Origin of the sequence: Bacillus cereus group sp. BfR-BA-01350 (assembly GCF_022663775.1) — a bacterium.
Classification (GTDB): domain Bacteria; phylum Bacillota; class Bacilli; order Bacillales; family Bacillaceae_G; genus Bacillus_A; species Bacillus_A paranthracis.
In genome coordinates, this window is record NZ_JAKUGD010000001.1 from 271,565 (window position 1) to 298,399 (window position 26,835).

Consider the following 26,835-nt stretch of genomic DNA (forward strand, 5'->3'; position numbering starts at 1 on the left):
ATAATATAAGCGGGCTTTCACTTTTATTACTGAAAAAAGAGTATAGGAAGTGGCACCTTTGAATTGGAATCAATTATGGAAGAAAGATATATCTCTTTTAATTATATTAATGGTTGTTGTTCCGATTGCTGGAGAGCTTAATTTTCATCCTTTTAATGATACGTTTCGTGTTAGCTTTGGGACACCGTTATTCTTCTTTTTATTACTATTTTTAAGAAGAATACCAGCAGCGGCTGCGGGTATTCTTGTCGGTATATGTGTAGTCTTATTCCGAGTATGCCTTGACTGGGTCATGCAAGGCTCATTTCATATGACAGAATCATTTTATTTGCGTTATCCTGTGTTCTTTTATTATTTTATTTATGGAAGTCTTTTTTCACTTTGTAGGGTGAATAAGTTTCATCAGAAGCCAATTGTTATTGGATGTCTTGGAATTTCAATTGAAATTGTTGCAAGTATGTCGGAACTTGCGTTTTATCACATGTTAGTACTAGGTACAACAATAACAATTTCTGAAGTAAATAAACTCATCATTATTGCTATTTTCCGTAGCTTCTTTGCACTTGGCTTTTTAAATATGATGAATTTATATGAAACGAAATTAAAAGAATCACAAGTTCGAAAAGAAAATGAAAAAATGTTCATGCACCTTTCAAATTTATATGTAGAATCTGTTCATTTGAAAAAAACGTTACAAAATGCAGAATTAATTACACAAGAAGCGTATCAATTATATCGGAATTTACAAGCGAATGATGATTCCAGCAGTAAAACAGCATTGAAAATAGCAGGAGAAGTGCACGAAATAAAAAAGGATAATCAAAGGATTTTTGCAGGATTATCTAAACTGTTATTAGATAAAAATGTGGCTGAGTATGTAGAAGGTCATGAGCTTACAGAAATGATTGTAAGAATAAATGAAAAGTATGCTGAAATGTTAGAGAAAGATATACGTTTTTCTAAACATATAGAAGGTGAACACGCTGCATATCACGTGTATACGGTGCTATCAATTTTTAATAACTTAGTTGCGAATGCAGTTGAAGCAATTGAAGATAGAGGTCTCATTCGTATTAAGTTATATAAAAGAGAACCAAATGTAATCTTTGAAGTGATTGACGATGGCCCAGGTATCGCACAAAAGTATAAGAAATTAGTATTTAAGCCCGGGTTTACTTCAAAGTATGATCAAACAGGAACACCGTCCACAGGTATTGGACTTTCTTACATAGATGAAATGGTAACAGAGCTCGGCGGAGAAGTAAGGTTAGAAGACAATGAAAATGGGAACGGGTGTAAGTTTATCGTTTGTTTACCGGAGTGCAGTTTAAAGCGGGAAGGGGAATAGGTTTGTTTTATTATATCGTAGATGATGATGAAGTTTTCCGTTCGATGCTTTCGCAAATTATTGAGGATGGCGATCTTGGGGAAGTAATTGGAGAATCGGAAGATGGAGCGTTTATTGAAGCAGAACAGTTAAATTATAAAAAAGTGGACATTTTATTTATTGATTTACTAATGCCGATGAGAGACGGCATTGAAACAGTTCGCCATATAGCATCTTCATTTACTGGGAAAATTATTATGATTTCCCAAGTTGAATCGAAACAGCTCATTGGTGAGGCATATACACTTGGTGTAGAATATTATATTACAAAACCACTAAACAAAATAGAAGTAGTATCTGTTGTACGAAAAGTGATAGAACGTATTCGTTTGGAACGTTCTATATATGACATTCAAAAATCATTGAATAATGTGTTTCAGTGGGAAAAGCTGCAAATGCGTAGTGAAACAGTGCAAGAAGGGAAAAAGATATCAGATTCAGGACGCTTCTTACTATCAGAACTCGGTATTGCGGGAGAGAACGGAAGTAAAGATTTACTTAGTATGCTAGAATATTTAAATGGACAAGAAAAGGCGCAAACATTTGAGTTTGGATTTCCTGCTTTAAAAGATATCTTTCACCAAATAACAGTAAAAAAATTAGGGGAACTAGCTTCAGATGCAGATATAGAGAAGGAGAGAAAAGCATCTGAACAACGTGTAAGAAGAGCAATTTATCAATCATTAAACCATTTAGCTTCTCTTGGACTAACAGACTTTTCAAATCCGAAATTTGAAAGTTATGCTCCGAAGTTTTTTGATTTCACTGTAGTTAGAAAACGGATGACAGAAATGACAAAGGATGGGGTAGCGACTTCTGGCCATATACGAATTAATACGAAAAAATTTATTCAAGTGTTGTATTTTGAGGCGAAACGACTGATGGAGATAGAGTGAAAAGGTGCTTATAAATAAGCATCTTTTTTTGTTAAATCAACATTTTATATTTTCTCGTGAAGCATGTAAAATGTTAAGTAAGAGAAAATGGTTTTACATTAAGGAAGTGTCAAAACAATGAGTTTTACATTAAATAAATCGATTATTAAAGAAGTATGTGGAGAAACCTCATATAAAAGAGGCGAAGCTTATTATAAATCAAATAAAGTAATCGTGAATTACTATGATGAAACGAAAGAAATTTGTGAGGCGACGGTAAAAGGGAACGAGGATTTTCATGTTACGGTAGAAAAAGCTAAGAAAGGTGATGTTGTTGCGAGATGTAGTTGTCCTTCGTTAGCGTCTTTCCAAACGTACTGTCAACATGTAGCAGCTGTATTGATACAAATAAATTATAACCAGCAAACGGGTGGAATGGGCTCTATTAGTAGCAGAAATGATCAATTAACAAACGGGATGTTTCAGTTGTTTGCAGATAAACCACTGAGGCCAAAAAGTAAACAACATCGGTTTGATACACGTGAAATATTAGATGTTGCGTTTATATGTTCACCGGTAGCGACGAAAAGCGGTGGGGCTCTTCTTGGAATTCAGTTAAAACTTGCCAAAACATATTTTATAAATCATATTAGAGAATTTCTTTCTAAAGTGGAGAAGAGAGAGACTTTTCATTGTTCCAATGAATTTACATATACGCCAGATGTACACAGTTTTAAACAAGAAACAGACGCGATTATACAACAACTCATTAAAATATATCATAACGAAAAAATGTATGAAGATGCACTAGAAGTACATGCGAAACAAGATAAAAGTATGATATTTATACCGCCAGCTTCTTGGAATGATATGCTCTCTGCACTTTCTAGAGCCGAGTATGTAAAGCTGAAACAAAATGAGCAACTGTTTCAGGGATTACACATTTCAAAAGGGTTATTGCCATTACATTTTGAGTTTACGAAAGGGAATAATGGCGGGTTTACCCTTCATATAGACGGTCTAAATCGTGTTCGAGTTTTGGAGATGTATAACAACGCTCTTTACGATGGGAAATTATATCATTTATCTATGGAAGATTGTATGCGACTTATTGAATTGCAAAAGATGATGAGTCGCTCAAATAGCAATCAGTTTTATATTCCTGAAAATAAGATGGAACATTTCGTAGCGAAAGTTGTGCCTGGATTAATGAAACTTGGAACAGTGCGCATTGATGAAGTCATATCCGATCGTGTTGAAACGCCATCGTTAAAAGCAAAGCTATATTTAGATCGTGTGAAAAATCGTTTGCTAGCAGGTCTTGAATTTCATTATGGAAACGTCGTGATTAATCCGCTAGAAGAAGACGGGCAACCTTCTGTTTTTAATCGTGATGAGAAAAAGGAAAAAGAAATTTTAGACATTATGAGTGAAAGTGCCTTTGCAAAAACAGAAGGCGGTTACTTTATGCATAATGAAGAAGCTGAGTATAACTTTTTATATCACATCGTTCCAACGTTAAAAGGTTTAGTTGATATTTACGCGACAACAGCAATCAAATTACGCATTCATAAAGAGGATACCGCACCTCTTATTAGAGTGAGAAGAAAAGAAAGAATTGATTGGTTGTCATTTCGTTTTGATATAAAAGGAATACCGGAAGCTGAAATTAAAGGTGTATTAGCGGCTCTTGAGGAGAAACGTAAATATTACCGATTAGCGAATGGTTCTCTATTATCACTAGAGAGCAAAGAGTTTAATGAAATTAATCAGTTTGTAAAAGAATCAGGTATTCGAAAAGAATTTTTACATGGGGAAGAAGTGAATGTTCCGCTTATTCGGAGTGTAAAATGGATGAACGGACTTCATGAAGGTAATGTTTTAAGTTTAGATGAGTCTGTTCAAGATTTAGTTGAAAGCATTCAAAACCCGAAAAAATTAAAATTTACAGTGCCACAAACTTTACATGCTGTAATGAGAGAGTATCAAGTATACGGGTTCGAATGGATGAAAACACTTGCCTATTACCGTTTTGGCGGTATTTTAGCAGACGATATGGGACTTGGAAAAACGCTGCAAAGTATTGCTTATATAGATTCTGTTTTGCCTGAAATTCGAGAGAAGAAGCTGCCTATATTAGTCGTTTCACCGTCCTCGCTTATTTATAATTGGTTTAGTGAATTGAAAAAATTCGCTCCACATATTAGAGCAGTTATTGCAGATGGAAATCAGACAGAACGGCGAAAAATTTTAAAAGATGTAGCAGAATTTGATGTCGTAATTACGTCATATCCATTACTAAGAAGAGATATAAGGTCGTATGCGAGGCCGTTTCATACGCTATTTCTTGATGAAGCACAGGCGTTTAAAAATCCGACAACGCAAACTGCAAGAGCAGTGAAAACAATTCAAGCTGAATATCGTTTCGGACTAACAGGAACGCCTGTAGAAAATTCATTAGAAGAGCTATGGTCTATTTTCCACGTTGTATTTCCAGAATTATTGCCAGGAAGAAAAGAGTTCGGTGATTTAAGGCGTGAAGATATAGCGAAGCGCGTAAAACCTTTCGTATTAAGACGATTAAAAGAAGATGTATTACAGGAGCTGCCAGATAAAATAGAGCACTTACAGTCATCGGAGTTATTACCAGACCAAAAGAGACTATATGCTGCTTATTTAGCGAAATTAAGAGAAGAAACGTTAAAACATTTAGACAAAGATACGTTACGTAAAAATAAAATTAGAATTTTAGCTGGCTTAACGAGATTACGACAAATTTGCTGTCATCCCGCTTTATTCGTTGATGATTATAAAGGGAGTTCAGCTAAATTTGAGCAACTGTTAGACATACTAGAGGAATGCAGAAGTACTGGTAAGAGAATTTTAATCTTTTCTCAATTTACAAAGATGCTGTCCATTATTGGTCGTGAATTAAATCGTCAAGCGATTCCATACTTTTATTTAGACGGAAATACACCTTCGCAAGAACGTGTAGAGCTATGTAATCGATTTAACGAAGGGGAAGGGGACCTATTTCTCATTTCTTTAAAAGCTGGTGGTACGGGGCTTAACTTAACGGGTGCCGATACGGTTATATTATACGATTTATGGTGGAATCCAGCTGTTGAACAACAAGCAGCAGATCGGGCATATCGGATGGGACAGAAAAATACGGTACAAGTTATTAAGTTAGTGGCTCACGGAACAATCGAGGAAAAAATGCATGAACTGCAAGAGAGTAAGAAAAATTTAATTGCTGAAGTGATTGAGCCGGGAGAAGAGAAATTATCATCCATCACGGAAGAAGAAATTCGAGATATTTTAATGATCTAATAAAGAAAGCTATGCCTTCAAATATATGAGGGCATAGCTTTTTCGTTGTAATAATTATATTTTATTTTGTACAAAGTAAAGAAACTAAATGTTATTTCTTTGTACCTTTACTTTTGTATGGCTTTGCAGCTTTCTTCTTTTTTGCACTTGATTGCCAACGGTTCCACCCTTTACTTCCTGTACCTTGTCCTACACCTTTTTTCGGTTTTGCTTTCGTTTTACTCATATAATCACTCCGTTATATAAAAATCTAATTTGATAATAGTCAATGATTTAGAAAATACTCTTTATAAATGACTATGTTTGCTTTAAGGAAAACAAACTGCTTGAATGCTATAGTATATCATGAATTTGCAAGTAAACTGAAAGGAATTACAAAGAAAATGAAAATAATACGAAATACTGCGGATTCTATATTTCGAACGATTACATTAATCGTCGTATATACGTTAGTTTCAGTTAGTGAGACGTTTTTTAGAATACCTAGGCAAAAGAAGTAAAGAAGGTATATTGGAAACAATCAATAAAGCCGTAAAATAAAGAATTGAAAAATATTTTAAAACTTTTTGTTGACTTTCTTTATTTTTTGTATAGAATAATCATTAATAAAATGTTTCAGAGATGTGACAACAAAACGACTATGAAAGGACGAGTAGTAGTAGGACGTAGTCTAAGCGAGTCAGGGATGGTGTGAGCCTGATACGAAGCCTATTATGAAGAACCTCCTGGAGTTGCTAACCGAAATCCTTGATAGGAAAGTAGACTTAGCCGGGAACTTCGCCGTTACAAGAAGAACAGTATCGAGATATTGCATCTCCGTATTGTATAAGTGAGCAACCTCTGTTGCTAATTTGGGTGGTACCGCGGAACCAAAGCCTTTCGTCCCAGTTTTTTGGGAAAGAAGGGCTTTTTTTGTTGGCTTCTTTTCACAACATCCAAACATTTTAGGAGGAAACCACCATGTATCAATCATTAATGACAGTAAGAGAGACTCAAATCGCAATTAAGGAAGTTAAAACATTTTTCGAGGATCAATTAGCAAAACGACTTGAATTATTCCGTGTATCTGCACCATTATTCGTAACGAAAAAATCAGGATTAAACGATCACCTAAACGGTGTAGAACGTCCAATTGAATTTGATATGTTACACTCAGGAGAAGAATTAGAAATTGTGCACTCACTAGCGAAGTGGAAACGATTTGCACTCCATGAATATGGATATGAAGCTGGTGAAGGTTTATATACAAACATGAACGCGATCCGTCGTGATGAAGAACTTGATGCAACACATTCTATTTACGTTGACCAATGGGATTGGGAAAAAATCGTTCAAAAAGAATGGCGTACTGTAGATTATTTACAAAAAACAGTACTAACAATTTATGGAATATTCAAAGATTTAGAAGACCACTTATTTGAAAAGTATCCGTTCCTTGGGAAGTATTTACCAGAAGAAATTGTATTCGTTACTTCTCAAGAACTAGAAGATAAATATCCAGAATTAACACCGAAAGATCGTGAACATGCAATTGCAAAAGAACACGGTGCAGTCTTCATTATCGGAATTGGTGATGCACTTCGTTCAGGTGAAAAGCATGATGGACGCGCAGCTGATTATGATGATTGGAAATTAAACGGTGATATTTTATTCTGGCACCCAGTACTACAATCTTCATTTGAATTATCATCAATGGGAATTCGTGTTGATAGTAAATCACTTGATGAGCAGTTAACGAAAACAGGTGAAGACTATAAACGTGAGTATGATTTCCATAAAGGTATTTTAGAAGACATACTACCATTAACAATTGGCGGTGGTATCGGACAATCGAGAATGTGCATGTACTTCTTACGTAAAGCACATATTGGTGAAGTTCAATCTTCTGTATGGCCTGACGATTTACGTGAAGCTTGCAAGAAAGAAAACATTCATCTATTTTAATAGAAGAGAGAGAATAGCTTAAATATAGAGCTATTCTCTCTCTTTTTATTGTGTAAACGAATGGTTTACAGTGAGTTTTACTAATGGTTTCTTTCTTTTATATATCTTTTTATGTAATAATTTGTTAAAGGAGGGGACGTTATGAGCTTAGGGGAGCAGTTAAAAAAATTACGAGAGTCAAATGGATTTTCACAAGAGGATGTTGCTAAAAAGATTGGTGTGACCAGGCAAGCGGTATATAAAGTGAAACTTTAATCAGTGGGCGATTTATCCTACTGATTATTAGTTGAACCAATCGGGCTTTTATAGGCAGTTAATCGCATCTGGCTGCCTTGATTATGCTTAAAAGCTTTGATGAGATTTACTGCCTGTTAAAGCGGGGTAAATGGGAAAATGATAAAAGTTGTCCTGATATTGATAATTTCATTTTACTGAGCGAAATGTATAATGTTACGCTAGATGAGTTGATAAAAGGGAATCAAGATTTCAAAAAGAAAATACATAGTGATGCAGAAGATGAGGATTTTGAGAAAGAGAACGAGTTTGGTTTTTATATTGGATTTGGTTTACTAATTATGAGTGCGTTCATTGATTATGAAAAAATACAGGTGGTTGTATTAGTAATTGCACTATTCATGATGGTTTTTTATTCGGATGTGAAGAAAGTTATTTTGAATGAGTTCAGATCGTTTTTTAAAAGAAAAGATATATATGACAAAAAGTGAGAAGAGTAAGTTATATTTCCTAGGAAAGAGTATAACAAGAAACTAAATTGTTTTATAATAATTTTAGGATGTTAATAGTATGTTAAAAAGCTCAAACAAGTATAACCCCGTTCTAAAGCTAGGGCGGGGTTCAAAATCTAAGTTTTATTAAGTGTAAAGTTCTTTCAAATATTTTTACTTTAGTAAAGACTTCTTATAAAAAATTACTTATTTATTACCGAGTTCTTCCGCTAAACCGATTAAAATGCCTTCAGTTCCACGAATGTAGCAGAGACGGTAAGAGTTCTCGTATTGAACTACTTCGCCAACGAGCTGAGCACCATGCTTAGTAGTAAGCCTAGATACCATTTCGTCAATGTCTTCAACGGTGAACATGACGCGCAAATAACCGAGGGCGTTGACAGGAGCTGCCCGGTGATCTGCTATAGCAGGCGAGGTAAGAAATCGCGAAAGTTCAATTCGGCTATGGCCATCTGGAGTTACCATCATAGCAATCTCTACGCACTGCGAACCGAGTCCAGTTACGCGACCGGCCCATTCACCCTCTACAGTGGCACGCCCTTCGAGTTTTAACCCAATCTCCTCGAAGAAAGAGATTGTATGATCAAGGGATTCTACAACGATGCTAACATTGTCCATTCTGAGTAATTTATTTTTTGACATTGTCTTTATCTCCTTATATGTAAAAGTGTATTATCTAATCATCTTCTTAATTATACTATTAAAAAGTTACAAATTTCTTTCAAACAAAAAATAGCTTGTCACAGTATAGGAAAATGTGACAAGCTGTTTTTAAGTATGTCATATAGTATCTTGTTAACAAACAATACCGCGATTTCCCCGAAAAATGTTTCTACGCTGTATGCTCTTAAAGGGCCCGATCGTTGTATAGAATGAAGTGTATTATTTAAATGATAAATACATTTCTTATTACTCTATATGCAAATAGCTTTCTATTTATATAGGAAGGAAGTAGATTCATATAATTTGTTTTAAGTTTTACTAGTAGAAATTAGCTCATCTGCACTAAAGGCTCAATTTTCGCCATAAATGATTGATGCAGCGCCTCGACACCTGTTACTAAATGAAGGCGGTCAATAACGACAGACACTTTAATTTCTGATGTACTTACCATTTTAATATGAATATCTTCTTCTTTTAAAGTAGTGAACATATTCGCAGCAACACCTGGATTAGAGACCATACCAGATCCTACAATTGATACTTTTGCTAAATGATTTTCATATTCTACTGATTCATAGTGAAGTGCCTCTTGATTTTGTTCCAATACTTCTAATGTTTCTCTTAAATCATTAGAATGGATGGAGAAGGAGAGATGAACAGTTCCTTCATTTGTAATACTTTGAATGATGATATCTACATTAATATGTGCCGCTGCTAATGTAGAGAAAACTGTTGAAAGCGAGCCTTGTTCCAATCCTTTCACTGTGATGCGTGTAATATTATCTTCAAATGCAATACCTTTAACGATTGATTGTTGTTCCATGTTACATTCTCCTTTTACAATTGTTCCATTTTCTTGTTCCATACTTGAGCGAACTTCTAAAATGACATTATGATTTTTAGCAAACTCAACAGCACGCGGGTGTAATACACCAGCACCGAGGTTTGCAAGTTCTAACATTTCGTCATAAGAAATTTCATCTAATTTATAAGCATCTTTTACAACTCGTGGATCCGTCGTATATACGCCTGTCACATCTGTGTAAATATCACATTTTTTAGCTTTCAGTGCAGCAGCTAATGCAACAGCAGTTGTATCAGAACCACCGCGTCCAAGCGTTGTAATTTCATGGTTTTCACTAACGCCTTGGAAGCCAGCTACGATAACAATCGTACCTTCAGCAAGATAAGATTGAATTCGATCTGTATGAATGTCAGTAATCCGTGCACTATTATGTACAGATTCTGTCGTAATACCAGCTTGCCATCCTGTTAATGAAATTGCGTTATAACCTTTTGCTTGTAGTGCCATCGTTAATAATGAAATAGTCACTTGCTCTCCTGTTGATAGAAGCATATCCATTTCGCGTTTACTCGGATTTTCTGTAATCGCGTTAGCGAGTGCGACAAGTTCATCTGTACTTTTTCCCATTGCCGAAACGACAGTGACGATACTATGTCCTCTTTCATATTCTTCAATAATTAAATTTGCTACATGTTGAATGCGTTCAACGCTTCCGACAGAAGTGCCACCAAATTTTTGTACAATCGTTTCCATTACGAATTCCTTCTTTCATCCATTTTTAAGAATAGATTAGGACATATATAAATCCCAATATTCCTGTAGTTACCAGAGAAAAACAAAAAACACCATCTCAAATAAGTGAGGATGGTGCTGTTACAGGAAAAGGGAAACAGAAAACGGAGCTAATAAAAAAACCGCCAAAAAAGGAATACCATAAAAATGATATCTCTTTTTTGTAGATAGCTCTTCATATGTACACGTCTGTACATATGACAGTTCTGTTTCTATTCGAAAACAGCCCCAATCGATACATACAGAGAAATATATCGATTTCGGCAATACTTCCTTTCATCTAATTTCATAGACATCTCTGTGTCTCCATTAGAATACTCATAAGTATCGCAACCTCTATCTCACGTTTTAGGCGAGAGTGTTTGATTTATGAAGTTGTTGGTAACATTTGTTTTATAATAATTTATATTTTTCGAGGAATCAAGTGTTTTGTATATATTTTAAAAATTCTTTCTTTTTGTTAGAAAGTTTGTGAAAAATGTAGCAAAATAAATTTATTACATGTACATTAAAATTATAGTGCATTGGAGGTGGAGGAATGAAGGGGAAAAAGCCTATTTATGTTTCGGCAGAAATGAACACAACAATGGAGAAATTATGGAAATACACGCAAGAACCACATATACATACAGAATGGGATGCTCGCTTTACTGAAATTTTGTATGTAGAGAAAAAAGAAGGAGAACCACAGAAGTTTTCATATAAAACAAAAATTGGATTTGGACTTGAAATAGCTGGGGAGGGGGAATCGATAGGTGAGATAAGAAAAGAAACAGGAGAACGGATTTCTTCTTTGAAATTTTGGACGGATAATACATTATCTCTTATTCAAATAGGGCGTGGTTATTGGAAGTATACACCCCGTAAAGAACACATTCATTTTGAGACGCAATATGATTATGATACGAGGTTTGGTCGTATAGGGAATGTAATAGATTTCTATATGTTTCGGCCGTTATTAGGCTGGGCAACTGCTTGGAGTTTTGATGCTTTAAAATTATGGTTAGAAAAGGGGCTTCATCCTAGGTTGCTAATTAGAAGAACAATGACATATTGGCTCGTATGTTTTTTATTTGCATTTGTATGGATGTATCAAGGGATCTTCCCAAAAATAATTTTCAGTCATCCAGAAGAGATGAAGATGCTTTCTGCGATTATTGATTCAACTGGAAATAGTATTGCAATTCTTAAAGTAATAGGGATGTTAGAAATTATTTTTGGTATCATATGGCTATTTCCAGTTCCAAAACAAAAATTATTTATACTACATATTTTTATGTTAATAGCTTTAACGATAGTGGCAGGATTTACGAATATCGCAAGCTTTACAAAGCCGTTTAATCCAATTACGTTAAATCTTCTTCTAATTGGATTATCGATTGTCGGTTATATAAATAGTTTTGATTTACCAAGTGCAAAAAATTGCAAGAGGAAGAGAAAGGGATAATGTATGGCTAATATGTATGAAAGACTATTAGGGGATTCTTATAACAAACTTCATCCAAAATTACAGAAACGCTATGAGATTACAGAAGAAAATAGCTTTACTGGAGAAGGAAAGATGGATGAAATTTACGGAGGTTCTTTTTTCGTAAAATTGATATTAAAAATTGCATCGAAGTTTCGAATGTTTTTCCCTGAGCGTGGGAAGAAAGTGCCATTTACAATACATAATACCGCTGAGCGAGATGAACATGGACATGAACTTGTGCGGTGGAATCGTACTTTTTACTTTCGTAATAAGAAAAGATATTTTAATGCGGTAATGAAACTTGATGAAAATGAAATTGTAGATTATTTTGGTGAACCACATTTACTCGTCTCTACATTGGATTTTTATATTGATGAGTTAGGGGCAATGCATATCTCTTCAAAGAAACAATGGTTTTACATGTTTGGAAGAAAAATCTCTTTACCGAAATTTTTATACGGAGAGGCAAACATTGTTGAAAGTTATGATGACGAATTACAATGTTTTCGAATTCATGTTCAAGTACAAAATCCGTTAATTGGTTCGCTATTTTCATATAAGGGAACATTTGTGGAGAGGAAATAAATGATATGAAAAATATAATAGTTGGGCTTGCTTGTTATATTATTTTTCTAATATGTGAGTGGTCAAATGTAAACCCAGTTGAAGCAATTATTTTATTATCTATTTTGTTATGTATACCGATGTCTTTTTGTATTATTGATAAAAGAGCACGAAATGGATCGTATGTATTATTTTATAAATCCGTATCGTTTTTATATCCGATAGCAGCGATTTGTGCAATGTTAGCTTTCGTAACAAATCAATATATCTTTGCGATAATTTGGTTTGTATATACGGGGATCGTTGCGTTATTTGGTATAAATAGATTACTAGAAAGAGGATGGACACCGTTAGAAGAGACAGCTATCGATAGTGCGTTTATTTATTTGTTTTTAGGTGGTTTTTGGTTTTTTGCTTCTGTAGCAAAACTCTCCATTATGCACTTTAGTTCTGACATCATTTTGCTTACCGCTGCACATTTTCATTACTCTGCATTTCTATTGCCATTATCAGCTGGTTTAATAGGGCGGAAGAGAGAAAAGAGCAGTAAAGTATATGATGCAATTATGTTTATTATAGTCATTTCACCGATGACAGTTGCGATTGGAATTACGTACTCAAGGGTATTTGAATTTTTTGCAGTGTTCCTATATTTATGTGCGATTTATGGGTATGGAATTTATGTTTGGCGGGCGAAATTTAATGCTATCAGTGCAAAAATCCTCCTAATCATATCGTCTAGTACGCTCATGGTAACAATTATGTTTTCACTTATATATTCGTATGGGAATTTGAAACATGTAATGACGATTACAATTGCTCAAATGGTTTGGATTCACGGTGTTGTTAATGGAATTGGAGTAGCGTTGCCGGCATTTGTCGGCTGGATGATTGAAAAGAGTGTTCCGAACTATAAATATTACGGGAAACCAATGAGCAGATTAAGAGGAGAGGCGACAGTTGGTGAAGCATTTTTACATAACAGAAATGTAATAGATAGCAAGGAATACAAAGGTTTAGTTGATAAAATGAATGATTTCCATAGTGGGATATTTGATAGGGCCAAGATTCCTGTAAGTATTATTCGTTTTTATGAAAATACAACAGAGTATGAATTACAATCGCATATTAAATGGACTCGCTGGTTCCGCCCGTTTGCATTTTGCTATGAGAAAATGAGTAAGCGTGTAGGACAAATACATTTAGGAATGGGCGGCAAGTGGGAAACGATGCACGGCTCTATCATAGGGATAATGGATGAGAAGGATGGAAGGGAGAGTGTAAGAGCTTGGTTAAGGAAAAATGAAGCAGGAGCATCTATTTTTGTAGCTCTTTACTCAAAACATACGTATAAGAATGAGACATATATGAATATCGCATTGCCTCTACCATGTTCGAATATGACGGGGGTTTTAAAATTACGTAATGATAATAATAATTTAATTATTACTAGTAAGCTGAGAAGAAATGGTAAGGGAGATGAGGGGATCTATATACATACTCGTTTCTTTACAATCCGTTTACCGTTAGCTGAGACGTTTATTATTAAAGAGGGCACCAATCAAATGTTAGAAGCTAACCATAAAATGTGGATATTTGGAGTTAAGTTTTTAGAAATTGATTATGAGATTAAGAAAATAGAGGAGAAGTAAGAAAAGCTTGGAGAGATTCCAAGCTTTTTTTACGTATGGGTAATTGTCATAGCGACTTGTTTATCTAAGTCTTTGTCCCAAACACGTTGAATTTCAAACGTACCTTTTTCAAAAAATAATGGAAATCTTTCTTTAAACCAATCTTGCATAGGAAGATTTAGTGCTGTAGCGATTGGTACCCATAATAATTTACCTTCAGGAGGATTCGAAAGGAGTTCACCTTCAAATGAATCTGTCCAATAGTTAAATACCATATATCGAACATTTTCTTTCGGATTTACGTATTCATCTAATCCCTTAAAGGTTAAAGTTGAAACAAGTAATCCAGTTTCTTCTTTTACTTCCCGTTTAGTAGCTTGAACGATACTTTCTGGAAAATCTACTTTTCCGCCGGGAGCGATGTAACCAGGGAAGCCAAGGTGATTGGGGCGCTGTATTAACAATACTTTGTTATTCCGCTGAATCATACACATTGTATACATACGGTGCTCTATATCTTTCCAATTGTTGCTCAAATGAATCTCTCCTCTTAATAAAATCTTATAGTTTTTAACTATAGTTATGTATGACAAAAAATACAATAATAATACAAAATTATACAATTTTCAATTGACTATTACTAATTTTCAGAACTATAATTAGTCTGTTACATAAATACATCGTACTTGAGAGGGGAATATATTCTATGAAAAATAGAATAATCGCAGCAGGAGTAATTGCAGCTAGTATATTATCTTATTCATCTAGTAGTTTCGCGCAAACGAAAAAATTTCCAGATGTCCCAGCTAAACATTGGGCAGAAGACTCTATTTACTATTTAGTAGAGAAAGGTGCAGTTACAGGTAACGAAAAAGGAATGTTTGAGCCAGGAAAAGAAATCACTCGTGCAGAAGCAGCTACAATGATGGCTAAAATCTTAAACTTACGAATCGATACAAATGCTAAACCATCTTTCGGTGATTCTCAAAACCAATGGTATACTCCATTCATCGCAGCCGTAGAAAAAGCTGGCGTTGTTAAAGGGAAAGGAGCGGGCGTATTCGATCCAACTGGGAAAATTGACCGAGTTTCAATGGCAGCGATGCTTGTTGAAGCATATAAATTAGAGGCAAAAGTAAAACAACCAGTACAAACAAAATTTGCAGATTTAAATGATAGTTGGGGGAAAGATAAGGCCAACATTTTAGTAGAATTAGATATTTCACAAGGTGTAAATAAAACAGAGTGGTTACCTAATAAAACTGTAACGAAAGCAGAAGCAGCGAAGTTTATTGCAAAGTCAGATTCTCTTAAAATAGGTAACCCTTTAGTAGAACAGGTAATTATTATTGATCCGGGCCATGGAGGAACAGACCCTGGGAAGGCAACGCAAGGATTACATGAAAGTGATATTGTATTAGATACATCTAAAAGATTACAAAGTTTAATAGAGAAACAAACTCCATTCCGCGTGATGTTAACACGTGAAACAGATATTCGCCTTGATGAAAAACAAGGAGAAGACCTTAAAAAGCGTGTGGATTTCGCAAAGGAACATAATGGAGATATTTTTGTAAGTATCCATGCAAATGCTTCTCAAAAACATGATGGATATGGAACAGAAACTTTTTATTATAAAGGATCTGAAAAGAAAGAATTAACTGAACGTGAAAAAGATAGTTATATGTTAGCTAATAAAATACAAAAGAGATTAGTTAAAGCTCTAGATACAAGAGATCGTGGTGTAAAACCAGAAGATTTTTATGTACTAAGAGAAAATGAAATGCCAGCAGTACTAACGGAGCTAGCATTCTTAGATAATAGTACAGATTATGAGAAGTTAGCTTCAGAATCTGGAAGACAAATAGCTGCTGAGGCAATTTATGAGGGGATTTTAGATTATTATGAGTGGAAAGGCTTTGATGTTTCTAAATCCCATTTAACAAAATAATAATGTTGATTACTAAGCCCATCGCCTTTATAGAGATGGGCTTTTTATGTGATTTTATGTAATTTTGTATCGAAATAAAAAGATATATCGTATTATGTTGATTATAAATAAAATAATGGTAGATTAGTTGATTTTTATCACGTATACTTTTACTGTTGACTATTTAAGAGTTTGTTAGTTTAATAGGGAAAATTATACGATAAAGGGAGGCAAGTTAACACGGGACAAGCATATAAAAAACGTGTTAAAAAATTTATGAAAAAAGTTATTTCTAATGTGTTAGCAGTGACAGTCGCGCTTCAAGTAGTGATGGCTCCAGCAACTTCGTTTGCATCTACAAAAGAATTTCCAGATGTTCCAAAAAATCATTGGGCACTTGAAGCAATTAATGATTTAACGTCAAAAGGGATTATTGCAGGTTACGATAATGGTAAATTCGGCTTCGGAGATGTTGTAACTCGTGAGCAAGTAGCAGCATTAATGTATCGCGCATTAAAACCAGAAGCAAAAAGTGATTATAAAAATCCATACTCTGATATTAGTGCAGGAACGACAATGTTCCCAAAGGAAATTTTAGCATTAACAGATATGGGGATTTTCGTAGGTGATGATAAAGGAACGTTTAGACCGAAAGAATCATTAACTCGTGCTGAAATGTCTGTTATTTTGCAAAGAGCATTTAAATTAGAAGTAAAAGCACCACATACATTTAATGATATAGATGCATCATATTGGTGGGCAAAAGAAGCAATTAGTGCATTGCAATCTAATGGTGTATCAATAGGGAATGAGCTTGGAGGATTTGATCCATCAGGTGTATTAACACGTGAAAGCTATGCACAATTGTTATATAGAGCGATGCAAATTAAAAAGGATGTTCCTGCTGAACAACCATCATATATTAATCTAGATGTGACATTACCATCTAACGTAACAGCGCAAGAGATTGATAATTATATTCAAAGATTCCATCCAGATAGCCCGTTAGTTGGAATTGGACAAGACTTTATTAAAGCGCAAAATGAGTATGGTGTGAATGCACTATACTTAGCTGCACATGCAATCTTAGAATCTGGTTACGGTAAATCAGAAATTGCATATCGTAAACATAATTTATTTGGTTTAAGAGCATATGATCGTGATCCATTTGCATATGCAAAATATTTACCGTCATACGGACTAAGTATTTCATATAACGCTGATTATGTAAAAAAGAACTACTTAGAAGATGGTGCAAGATATTTCAAAGGTTACACATTGCCAGCAATGAATGTTATGTATTCAACAGATACAGCATGGGCTGGGAAAATCGCTAATATCATGGAACGCATTAAGCCTTTTAATAAAGCAGATTACCAAAATGCAAAACGACTACCGAAAAACCCTAATACATTAAATGTAGAAGTATTAAGTGAAGCGATTCCATATAAAGATTATGCAAAAGATGCAAAAGCTACTGTCCAATCGGTAGGATCTTACTATCAAGTTCCATTCCCGTTTAACAATCCAATTAAGAGTGTACCAAATGTGACACAAAATGAAGTTGGAAAACTAGAAAATGGTACAAAAGTAAATGTATATCGTGAAGATCCAAATGGCTGGGTAGAATTTTCATTTGAAAATGCGCAAGAAAAATATTGGACATTGAAGAAGAACTTAAAATTATAAATAAAAAAGGTGTTTTCACTTATGAAAACACCTTTTTTATTTATATTTAACATGTAATATTTTTAGATTCAGTATGAGTTTCTTTTTTATGTTTTTACCAATAATTAAACCGTTTCATATATAATTAAAAGTGTTGAAGATTGAATTTTCTGTTTTTTATTGTTAACTTAATTTGAAAAGAGGAGAGGTATATGCAAGGGGAAATACCAACAGAGAAAAGTTTAAGTTATATCGGTAAATTGTTATTGCCGGTTAAAGCGTCACCACATTTTAAATTTTTATGGATCGGGCAATTGCTTTCGACTTTAGGTAGTTCGATAACGATGGTTATTTTGCCAGTCGTTGTATATTCATTAACTGGATCAACAGTTGTAATGGGAATGACTATGGCAATGTACATGCTTCCTAATATTCTTGCGTTACCGTTTGCGGGATTAATCGTAGATCGAATGGATCGAGTGAAAGTAATGTTATTTACAGATATAGTTCGCTGCATATTAATGCTATTACTTGCAACACTTATATTTATGGATGATTTAACAATTCCGCTTCTATATGTCCTCATAGCATTATATGGACTTATGGAAGGGATATTTCAGCCAGCATATGCGGCTGTAAGAGCGAAAGTATTTGTACCAGAAATTCGAAATGCAGCTAATGCATTAACGCAAATGAGCAATCAAGGTATACGACTAATTGGACCGGCTCTTGGAGGATTAATCGTTTCAGTTGCATCTGCTGGAATAGGGTTTGGACTAGATGCAGTAACATATTTGTTATCATTTTTTTGTTTATTATTTTTAAGGGAAATAAAGTTTAAAAAAGTAAAAACGATTGAAAAAAGAAAGATCGATTACAAACAAGAGTTTATGGAAGGTGTTTTCGTTTTAAAAAGTCATCCGTGGCTATGGATTACAATTTTAGTTTTTTCTTTTATCAATATTTGTTATGCAGGAATTATTGTCGTATTAATTCCATGGTTATTTAATGTTCATCATCATTTTGAAGCATACGTGTATGGATTAGGAATGGCATCCTCTGGTGTTGGAGCTGTAGTTGCTGCGCTAATATTCGGCGGGAGAGAACGGTGGTATAAGCGGGGAATACTTGCCTATGGTGGTGTTTTAATAAGTGGTTGTGCGCTTTTAATAATGCCGTTTATTGCTTGGGCACCTGTTTTAATTGTATTAATGGCAATTGAAGGGTTCGGTATGATGATATTTGGACTCATTTGGGAAACGAGTTTACAAGAGCTCGTGCCAGAAGAAGCATTTGGAAGAGTGGCAAGCCTTGATATGTTAGGTTCATTTGCTTTATTGCCACTAGGTTATGTAGTTGTAGGGTGGTTAGCTACTGTCATAGGTGGCGAGATAACGATTATAACATTAGCTATTTTAGTACTTGTAACAATTGGAGTAGCATTATGTGTGCCGAGTATTCGAAGATTTGATTGATGATATAAGGGAAGGTGGGAACGACTTATATGCTTATAAAAAATTTGAACGATATAGTCGCAAAGGAATGGGACAACCAATATACTTTGCAGGAAAAGATCTTTGAAGCAAAAAATTTCACAGTCTATATTGCTACCCATAGAGAAAATAAGCTAGCATATAATCAACTAGTATTAATAAAACATTTTTGTAACGAAAAGCCTTCCGTGCATATTTGGCATAAGAAAATTAGCACCGATGCAACAAAACTGGACATCACAAAAGAAGTGACAGAAGCCATTCAAACTGGTTTTGTAAATGAAGAGTAAGCCCTAATTAAATTAGGGCTTACTCTTCATTAAATACAAATGTTTGTTTCAGTTTTTTACTTTCATTTACTGGATGGCCGTTGTAAGAAAAGTTCTTTTCTTCCCAAGTAATCACAACTTTAAAATTATGGCTATTAAAGTCTAATGGGAATACCATGTAGTCAAAGCTTGTATGACTTTTAGAAATATTTTCATTAGGTGTAGTAGGTTTAAAGGTAGCTTTAGAGGTAGGATTGTTATCAAGTATTTCCACGGATACGTTTGATACATCATGACCGATGTTTTTTACGAGTAAACTATATGTATCAAATACACCTTGTTTTGGCTGGATTGCTTGCTTGTTTACGTTATGAGATTTATCAATTTCGATATACCATTGTTTAGACTTTGATGCAATTGGTAGTGATTGAAATGTGTATGCACTAGCTTGTATTGGTAGTGCTAAGCATATAAGCGTAAAGAGAGTTAATATTTTTCGTTTCATTTTTTGAGAGCTCCCATTCTTTAATGAATTTGTTTGTTATTTTCTTCTCTTTTTGAGATAATATACCATGCGATTTAGGGGGGAAGATATATTGAAAGAACTCGTAAGTATGGGAAGCGGTATTTTTCTACAATTGTTATTTTTGTATATATTTATTTCTGGAATGTTATTAGATTTGAATCCATGTAATGCAGTAATTGTGTATATAAGTATTGAGGTACTAAGCCTTATCGTTGGAATGGATTAAGTTACGAATAATCAAGTTACTCTTACTGTTATGAGGGGGATGTTTTTATTATAAAAAGAATATACTAAAAATTCTATAAAAACCATTTAGTTAATTTGGTTAAATATGCTAGAATAAATTGAAAGCGTTTTCTTATATGGAAATAGGAAAGCATTTTCTGTAAAGGGGAGGGGATAGTAATGATTACATTTTTAGCATCAATCGTCGTATTGATAATTGGTTATTTTACATACGGAAAGTTTATTGAAAAAATATTTGGAGTCAATTACAAAAGAAAGACACCGGCCTATGTGAACCAAGATGGCGTAGATTATGTACCTATGGATAGGCGAAAGAATTCTATGATTCAATTATTAAATATTGCAGGTACTGGACCTATATTTGGGCCAATATTAGGTGCTTTATATGGACCAGTTGCCTTTGTTTGGATCGTAATAGGGGCTATTTTTGCAGGTGCTGTTCATGATTATCTTACAGGGATGATTTCTATTCGAAATAAAGGGGCGCATATTCCTGAATTAGCAGGGAAGTTTTTAGGAAATGCAATGAGACACATTGTAAATGTTTTTTCACTGTTACTTTTAGTATTAGTAGGAACTGTGTTTATTACAACACCAGCATCATTACTTGATATTGTATTGCAAGGGAAAGTGTCAATAACTATTATTTTATCCGTTATTTTCATATATTACATTTTATCTACAATCTTGCCGATTGATAAAATTATTGGAAAGATTTATCCGGTATTAGGTGCATTATTGCTAATAAGTGCTATTGGCATAGGGGGAATGATGATAATAAAAGGTTCTCCTATCCCAGAATTAACGTTTGAAAATATGCATCCAGATAATGCGCCGATTTTTCCATTATTAATGCTGACAATTACATGTGGTGCTTTATCAGGATTTCATGCAACACAATCACCAATTATTTCACGGACAATTCAAACTGAAAAGCACGGCAGATATGTATTTTTCGGTATGATGATTGCAGAAGCGATTATTGCGATGATCTGGGCGGCTGCGGCGATGAGTATTTTCTCATATGGTGAATTAAATGAGTTAATTAAATCAGGTACACCAGCTGCGGTTGTAAGTGAAATCTCAAAGACAATGTTAGGGGCTGTCGGTGGAACGATTGCTGTTATCGGAGTAATTGTACTACCAATTACATCTGGTGATACTGCATTTCGTGCGGCACGTTCTATCATTGCGGACTATTTCAATTTTAATCAAACGAAATTGAAAAACCGCTTAATGATTGCAATTCCATTGTTTGTTATTGCATACGGTTTAACGAAAATTGATTTCACACTATTATGGAGATATTTCTCTTGGGCTAATCAATCGACTGCAGCAATTGCGTTATGGATTGGAACGATGTATTTATTCATAAAAGGAAAGCCGTATGTTGTTTCCTTAATTCCAGCGATATTTATGACGCTTATGACTGTTATTTATATTTTAAATGCGAAAATTGGTTTTAATATCCCGTTAAACACATCTTATATTATAGGTGCAGTTATTACCGTTATATTAACTGCTATATTCTTTATGAAAGCCATGAAAAATAAAAATGAGAATATTGAAGTAGATGTGCAATTAGAGAAGGAAGCTGTGTAGAGATTTTTCTACACAGTTTTTTCTAATGTAAAAAATTTTCCAATAATATGTTAAAATAACAGTGTCATACAACAAGGGGGATTTGTTTTATGGAAAATGGAGTTCTTGCTAAAGTAGATGTAACGAAAAGAATTGAATCGAAATCTAAGTACAATAAGAAACTTGAAAAATATCAAAGGCGCTTATTAGCGTTGCAGCAAATTGTAAAAGAAGAAAAAATTGCAGTTATGCTCGTTATGGAAGGCTGGGATGCGGCTGGAAAAGGTGGGGCGATTAAACGAGTGACGGAACACCTTGATCCGCGTGGGTTTCAAGTAAATCCAATTGGAGCACCAGCACCTCATGAAAAACGATACCATTACTTGCAACGTTTCTGGCGTAAACTTCCTCAGTACGGGCAAATTACTATTTTTGATCGCTCATGGTACGGCCGTGTGTTAGTTGAGCGGGTTGAAGGTTTTGCTACAAAGGAAGAGTGGACGAGAGCGTATGACGAGATCAACGATTTTGAAAAACTATTAACAGATGATCATTATATAATCGGGAAGTTCTTCTATCATATTAGTAAAGATGAACAATTAAAGAGGTTTAAAGATAGAGAGAACAATCCTTTGAAAAGATGGAAAATTACAGATGAAGATTGGCGTAACCGTGAAAAATGGGACGAGTATGTTGAAGCAATGGAAGAAATGTTTGAAAAAACAAATAAGCCAAATGCGAAGTGGCAAATTATTGCGAGTAACGATAAATTATACGCTAGATTGAAAACGTTGAAAGTAATTATTTCGTTAATTGAGGATTACCTGTTAGAACATAATATAGAATTACCTTCGTATTATTATGAGATGAAAGAAGGTAAGACAGAAGATTTTAAAACGAATTAAGATGTAGTTGTAAAATAGTACAAAGTTTGTTTATGAAATATAAAGTAGAAATACCCTGTAATTTTGAACAATAAAATTACAGGGTGTTTTTTATTTAGAAACATTTTACAAATAACAGAATAAGGTATATAATCAATAATCATATTAACAATGTTAATATGATTATTGATTATATACTATGTGGGGGTCTTATTTTGAAAGGAAGAGATGTTGTTTTAGGCTTATTAATGGGAAAAGAATTGTCTGGTTATGATATTAAAATTGTGTTTGAAGATGTATTTACTCATTTCTTTGATGGAAGTTTTGGGATGATCTATCCAACGTTACGTCAGTTGGAAAAAGAGGGGAAAATAAAAAAAGAAGTTGTTATGCAAGAAGGGAAACCGAATAAGAAAATGTACTTTATTACAGATGCAGGGCGTGAAGAGTTTTATCAATACATGCAAACGGATGTAGAGAAAGATGTTTTGCGTTCAGATTTTTTAATGAGGATGTATTTCGGTAATTATAGTGATGATAAGGCAATTAAAAAATGGATTGAGGATGAAATTGAAAGGAAAGAAGCATACATTGCGGATCTACGTCTGAAATATGAAAAGTGGAGAGAAGGTATTACTTTTGTTGAGGAAATTTCACTCGATGTAGGTATCGCATCGTATAGTGCTCAAGTTGAGACATTGAAAAGAAAACTAGAACAATTAGAAGCAAAAAACAATAAAACAGAAGAATGAAAAACACGTTCACAATAAATAAAGGGGTGGATGAATATGGAGCAATCAAAGGGTATTAAGATTGTCCTTTTAATGTGTTTAGGTATATTTCTTTGTATGATTGATACGACAATTATGAATATAGCTTTACCGGCGATACAAACGAGTGTAAATACTTCATTAGAAAAGATGTCTTGGGTATTAAATGTTTATACAATGACAATAGCGGTACTTGCTATCCCGCTAGGGCGGATAGCTGATATCTTTGGAAAAGCAAAGATGTATATTCTTGGTCTGGTGATTTTTGGTGGTGGATCGGTACTTTGTGCTTTTGCTAATACAGGGGATTTTCTTATCTTTTCTCGCTTTATACAAAGTGTAGGGGCAGCGATTTTATTTCCAACTAGTATGGTAATTGGTGTATCAGCTATGCCGTTAGCTAAGAGGCATGTTGCACTTGCAATTTTAGGCGTAACACAAGGTCTGTCAGCTGCAATGGGACCAGTAATAGGTGGAATTATTACACAAAATTTTGGTTGGAGATGGGTGTTCTTCGTAAATGTTCCAATTTGTATTCTTGGAATCATTTTATGCTGCACTATGTTAAAAATAAAAAATGAAGAACGTATTATCTCAAAAATAGACTGGGTAGGACTACTATTAAGTAGCTTAGCAATTTTTTCTTTTACTCTCATATTAGTAAAAGGTAATACATGGGGATGGCAAAGTAATATAGCTTTGTTTTGTTATGCAATTAGCACTATTTCTCTTATTCTATTTGTTTTAGTAGAGCGAAAGATTCATAACCCCATGGTGAATTTAAATTTATTTAAAGATCGAATGTTTGTCGGAGCATCTATCGTTGTCATATTAAGTAATGTATTTTTAATTGGAGTTACTGTATTGCTTCCGACGTTCTTGACGAAAATACAAGGTCGAACGGAAATTGAAGCAGCTTTTTTAGTGACACCTATTTCAGCAATGATATTTTTTGTCTCACCAGCTGCAGCAACTTTAATTAAAAAACTCGGAAAAGTAACTATTATTTTGTCAGGCTTTCTTGTTATGGGCTTATCTTATTATTGGCTGCAAATGATTGATGTTAATTCAACAAATATAGAAATTATTATTCCATGTATGATACTAGGTGTTGGGTATGGTTTAGTAGTAGGTCCAATTACAGTTTTAAGTGCTTCTTCGTTTGAAGGGGAACTATTAACTGCTTCTCAAAGTGTCGTGTCAATGTTGCGGCAAGTAGGTATTGTTTTAGCGGTCGCAATATTTGTATCTAACTTAACTCACAACTTAACTGTAAATAAAGAGAATGTATATCGTTATGCAGAAGAAAAGGTGCGTAATATTCATGTAGGTAATACTCAGCGAGCGGAGATATTACAAATGACAAAAGAAAAAATAGAGAATCAAAGTATAGAAACGAATGTAGAAAAGCATCAAAATGAAAAATTTGTAGGGTTACATAAAGAGAAAAAAGACGAATTAATCCACCAAAAAGTAGATGAAGTGTTAAATGCTGTTCCAGTAGAATATAGAGATATAAAAAGAGAAGAAGTTATGAATCAAGTGACAAATGAAGTTGAAAAACAAGAGGAAAGTATAAAGAAAGAAGTACTCGCATTTTCGAATGATGTAAACCATTATGCTAAGAATCAGATGGCGATGAGTTTTACAGATTTATATAAAGCGAGTGTGCCAATTATTTTAATTTGTGCTTTAGTAAGTTTGTTATTTTCGGAAAGAAAGGTTTTGAGTAAAAAGAAAAGTGGAAGAGTAGTAGAGGAAGTGTAAAAAAACAGGCTAATAGCAGCCTGTTTTTTTGTTTTCCCCTTACATATTGTGAATAGTAATATTTTTAATATAGCATAAGAGAAGTCGAGTTTGGTTAGAAAATTTTTTAGAATGAAAGAGATAAATAGAAAACGGCATTGAATATGTAATGTTAAACATAGTACATTAACAAGAGGGTTTAATTTCAAAGGGAGGATGAAGAATTGTTACATAAGGCGGGGGCTTTAATAAGTAATCGTATGTATACAGAGGAAGAGCAACAAAAATTATACAAAAGAACGTTAATAATCGTAAGTATTTCACAAATGTTCGGCGGAGCTGGGTTAGCTGCTGGGATTACAGTAGGTGCACTTCTTGCGCAGCAAATGCTTGGGACAGATGCATTTGCAGGTTTACCGGCTGCTATGTTTACGATGGGATCTGCGATAGCGGCTTTCTTTGTTGGGAAGTTATCGCAAAAGTATGGTCGCCGCGTAGGGCTTGCAGCGGGTTTTATAGTAGGTGGACTAGGGGCTATTGGAGTTGTATTGGCAGCTTTAATAAATAGTATTATTCTTTTACTAGTTTCTTTACTCATATATGGCGCGGGCACAGCTACAAATTTACAAGCGCGTTATGCTGGAACGGATTTAGCGAATAAGAAGCAAAGAGCAACTGCCATTAGTATTACGATGGTAATGACGACTTTTGGTGCAGTCGCAGGTCCAAATTTAGTAGGTGTAATGGGAAGGTTTGCTCATTCAATTGGAATTCCTGAACTTGCTGGCCCATTCATATTATCAGCGGCGGCGTTTATACTGGCGGGTCTTGTCCTTTTTGTTATGCTACGTCCAGATCCGTTACTTATTGCTAATATGATAGAATCATATAAACAAGAACATACATATAAAGGGCAAGCGGTAATAGAAAAAGCGAAAGAAAATAAAAGAGGCATTACAGTTGGAGCTATCGTAATGATACTTACGCAAATCGTGATGGTTGCGATTATGACGATGACGCCAGTTCATATGGGACACCACGGTCATGGATTAAGTGCAGTAGGACTTGTAATTGGTTTTCATGTGGGGGCAATGTATCTTCCGTCTCTTGTTACAGGAATGTTAATTGATAAAATCGGTAGAACTACGATGAGTATAGCAGGCGGAGTAATTTTACTAGCAGCAGGTGTCATAGCTGCAATAGCACCAAGTGATTCTTTAATACTATTAATCGTTGCTTTGTCTTTACTTGGATTAGGGTGGAACCTCGGTTTAATCAGTGGTACTGCTCAAATTGTTGATGCAACTATACCTTCCACACGTGCAAAAACACAAGGGAAAATAGATGTGTTTATTGCGTTAGCTGGAGCTTCAGGCGGAGCGATGTCAGGTATGGTAGTGGCGAATTCAAGTTATGCGGCATTATCATTAGCTGGAGGGGTTTTAGCTTTCATGCTTATTCCTGTTGTGATATGGTCTCAAAAAGGAGAAAGAAATTAAAGAAGAGGTTCT

25 protein-coding genes, 1 riboswitch and 1 other annotated feature are annotated in these 26,835 nt (G+C 34.5%); of the genes, 20 read left to right on the top strand and 5 right to left on the bottom strand.

The window, feature by feature from the left end:
* The first annotated feature begins 49 nt into the window (after positions 1-49).
* From MR147_RS01440 to MR147_RS01450, 3 genes are all read left to right on the top strand, one after another.
* On the top strand, positions 50-1,348 hold the full coding sequence (locus MR147_RS01440; protein ID WP_074607581.1) for a sensor histidine kinase: 1,299 nt from the start codon (positions 50-52) through the stop codon (positions 1,346-1,348).
* Positions 1,349-1,350: 2 nt separating this feature from the next.
* A complete protein-coding gene (locus MR147_RS01445) occupies positions 1,351-2,283 on the top strand; it encodes a response regulator (protein ID WP_074607582.1) in 933 nt (310 codons plus the stop codon).
* A 117-nt stretch (positions 2,284-2,400) separates the two neighbouring features.
* Positions 2,401-5,595, top strand: a complete 3,195-nt coding sequence (locus MR147_RS01450; RefSeq protein WP_074607584.1) for a DEAD/DEAH box helicase — start codon at positions 2,401-2,403, stop codon at positions 5,593-5,595.
* Between the two features lie 91 nt (positions 5,596-5,686).
* Here the strand turns inward: MR147_RS01450 and MR147_RS01455 are convergent, their stop codons facing one another.
* Complete coding sequence (locus tag MR147_RS01455) at positions 5,687-5,821, bottom strand: DUF3934 domain-containing protein (RefSeq protein WP_000047591.1); 135 nt, start codon at positions 5,819-5,821, stop codon at positions 5,687-5,689.
* A 100-nt stretch (positions 5,822-5,921) separates the two neighbouring features.
* Between MR147_RS01455 and MR147_RS01460 the strand changes: the two genes are divergently transcribed.
* The 4 genes from MR147_RS01460 to MR147_RS01475 all read left to right on the top strand — a co-directional run bounded on the left by MR147_RS01460 (position 5,922) and on the right by MR147_RS01475 (position 8,264).
* Entirely contained in the window at positions 5,922-6,095 is a 174-nt protein-coding gene (locus MR147_RS01460; protein ID WP_001983127.1) for a hypothetical protein, read from the top strand.
* 131 nt (positions 6,096-6,226) lie between these two features.
* Positions 6,227-6,485: a binding site (T-box leader), on the top strand.
* A 70-nt stretch (positions 6,486-6,555) separates the two neighbouring features.
* Complete coding sequence (asnA, locus tag MR147_RS01465) at positions 6,556-7,539, top strand: aspartate--ammonia ligase (protein ID WP_000284909.1); 984 nt, start codon at positions 6,556-6,558, stop codon at positions 7,537-7,539.
* Positions 7,540-7,680: 141 nt separating this feature from the next.
* A complete protein-coding gene (locus MR147_RS01470; protein ID WP_074607587.1) occupies positions 7,681-7,794 on the top strand; it encodes a helix-turn-helix transcriptional regulator in 114 nt (37 codons plus the stop codon).
* 83 nt (positions 7,795-7,877) lie between these two features.
* Positions 7,878-8,264, top strand: coding sequence for a helix-turn-helix domain-containing protein (locus MR147_RS01475; protein WP_139302767.1), 387 nt, complete (start codon positions 7,878-7,880; stop codon positions 8,262-8,264).
* 207 nt (positions 8,265-8,471) lie between these two features.
* Here MR147_RS01475 and MR147_RS01480 read toward each other — a convergent pair whose 3' ends face one another.
* Positions 8,472-8,927 (bottom strand): VOC family protein, encoded by a 456-nt coding sequence (locus tag MR147_RS01480; RefSeq protein ID WP_074607591.1) that lies wholly within the window; start codon positions 8,925-8,927, stop codon positions 8,472-8,474.
* A gap of 349 nt (positions 8,928-9,276) precedes the next feature.
* Entirely contained in the window at positions 9,277-10,506 is a 1,230-nt protein-coding gene (locus MR147_RS01485; protein WP_074607592.1) for an aspartate kinase, read from the bottom strand.
* 199 nt (positions 10,507-10,705) lie between these two features.
* A riboswitch (Lysine riboswitch) is annotated at positions 10,706-10,892 on the bottom strand.
* 191 nt (positions 10,893-11,083) lie between these two features.
* Between MR147_RS01485 and MR147_RS01490 the strand changes: the two genes are divergently transcribed.
* Genes MR147_RS01490 through MR147_RS01500 form a run of 3 tightly spaced genes read left to right on the top strand, consistent with a single transcriptional unit; the run spans position 11,084 to position 14,232 of the window.
* Positions 11,084-11,992, top strand: coding sequence for a DoxX-like family protein (locus MR147_RS01490; RefSeq protein ID WP_074607594.1), 909 nt, complete (start codon positions 11,084-11,086; stop codon positions 11,990-11,992).
* Positions 11,993-11,995: 3 nt separating this feature from the next.
* Positions 11,996-12,601, top strand: a complete 606-nt coding sequence (locus tag MR147_RS01495) for a DUF4166 domain-containing protein (protein ID WP_000002643.1) — start codon at positions 11,996-11,998, stop codon at positions 12,599-12,601.
* A gap of 5 nt (positions 12,602-12,606) precedes the next feature.
* On the top strand, positions 12,607-14,232 hold the full coding sequence (locus MR147_RS01500) for a YndJ family protein (RefSeq protein ID WP_074607595.1): 1,626 nt from the start codon (positions 12,607-12,609) through the stop codon (positions 14,230-14,232).
* 29 nt (positions 14,233-14,261) lie between these two features.
* On the opposite strand, the gene MR147_RS01505 is transcribed toward MR147_RS01500, so the two are convergent.
* Positions 14,262-14,747 (bottom strand): 8-oxo-dGTP diphosphatase, encoded by a 486-nt coding sequence (locus MR147_RS01505; protein ID WP_048557495.1) that lies wholly within the window; start codon positions 14,745-14,747, stop codon positions 14,262-14,264.
* A 170-nt stretch (positions 14,748-14,917) separates the two neighbouring features.
* Between MR147_RS01505 and MR147_RS01510 the strand changes: the two genes are divergently transcribed.
* The 4 genes from MR147_RS01510 (at position 14,918) to MR147_RS01525 (ending at position 19,592) form a co-directional block, all read left to right on the top strand.
* Positions 14,918-16,162: an N-acetylmuramoyl-L-alanine amidase gene (locus tag MR147_RS01510; RefSeq protein WP_074540116.1), complete on the top strand. Its 1,245-nt coding sequence runs from the start codon at positions 14,918-14,920 to the stop codon at positions 16,160-16,162.
* Between the two features lie 255 nt (positions 16,163-16,417).
* A complete protein-coding gene (locus MR147_RS01515; RefSeq protein WP_074607597.1) occupies positions 16,418-17,830 on the top strand; it encodes an S-layer homology domain-containing protein in 1,413 nt (470 codons plus the stop codon).
* Between the two features lie 191 nt (positions 17,831-18,021).
* Positions 18,022-19,284: an MFS transporter gene (locus MR147_RS01520; RefSeq protein WP_074610981.1), complete on the top strand. Its 1,263-nt coding sequence runs from the start codon at positions 18,022-18,024 to the stop codon at positions 19,282-19,284.
* Positions 19,285-19,313: 29 nt separating this feature from the next.
* Positions 19,314-19,592, top strand: a complete 279-nt coding sequence (locus MR147_RS01525; protein WP_000905834.1) for a hypothetical protein — start codon at positions 19,314-19,316, stop codon at positions 19,590-19,592.
* A gap of 19 nt (positions 19,593-19,611) precedes the next feature.
* On the opposite strand, the gene MR147_RS01530 is transcribed toward MR147_RS01525, so the two are convergent.
* The gene (locus MR147_RS01530) at positions 19,612-20,076 is read right to left on the bottom strand and encodes a hypothetical protein (protein WP_000823325.1); all 465 of its coding nucleotides are present in this window, start codon (positions 20,074-20,076) and stop codon (positions 19,612-19,614) included.
* Positions 20,077-20,167: 91 nt separating this feature from the next.
* On the opposite strand from MR147_RS01530, the gene MR147_RS01535 reads away from it, so the two are divergent.
* The 6 genes from MR147_RS01535 (at position 20,168) to MR147_RS01560 (ending at position 26,823) form a co-directional block, all read left to right on the top strand.
* Positions 20,168-20,323 carry a hypothetical protein gene (locus MR147_RS01535; protein WP_175574548.1) on the top strand — a complete coding sequence of 52 codons (156 nt, stop codon included), beginning with the start codon at positions 20,168-20,170 and terminating at the stop codon, positions 20,321-20,323.
* A 179-nt stretch (positions 20,324-20,502) separates the two neighbouring features.
* The gene (locus MR147_RS01540) at positions 20,503-21,945 is read left to right on the top strand and encodes a carbon starvation CstA family protein (protein ID WP_074610978.1); all 1,443 of its coding nucleotides are present in this window, start codon (positions 20,503-20,505) and stop codon (positions 21,943-21,945) included.
* 89 nt (positions 21,946-22,034) lie between these two features.
* Complete coding sequence (locus tag MR147_RS01545) at positions 22,035-22,829, top strand: polyphosphate kinase 2 family protein (RefSeq protein WP_046197724.1); 795 nt, start codon at positions 22,035-22,037, stop codon at positions 22,827-22,829.
* 194 nt (positions 22,830-23,023) lie between these two features.
* Entirely contained in the window at positions 23,024-23,560 is a 537-nt protein-coding gene (locus tag MR147_RS01550) for a PadR family transcriptional regulator (protein ID WP_074610685.1), read from the top strand.
* 36 nt (positions 23,561-23,596) lie between these two features.
* Positions 23,597-25,345, top strand: a complete 1,749-nt coding sequence (locus MR147_RS01555; protein WP_074610682.1) for an MFS transporter — start codon at positions 23,597-23,599, stop codon at positions 25,343-25,345.
* A 239-nt stretch (positions 25,346-25,584) separates the two neighbouring features.
* Entirely contained in the window at positions 25,585-26,823 is a 1,239-nt protein-coding gene (locus MR147_RS01560; protein ID WP_396022873.1) for an MFS transporter, read from the top strand.
* The last annotated feature ends 12 nt before the right edge of the window (positions 26,824-26,835 follow it).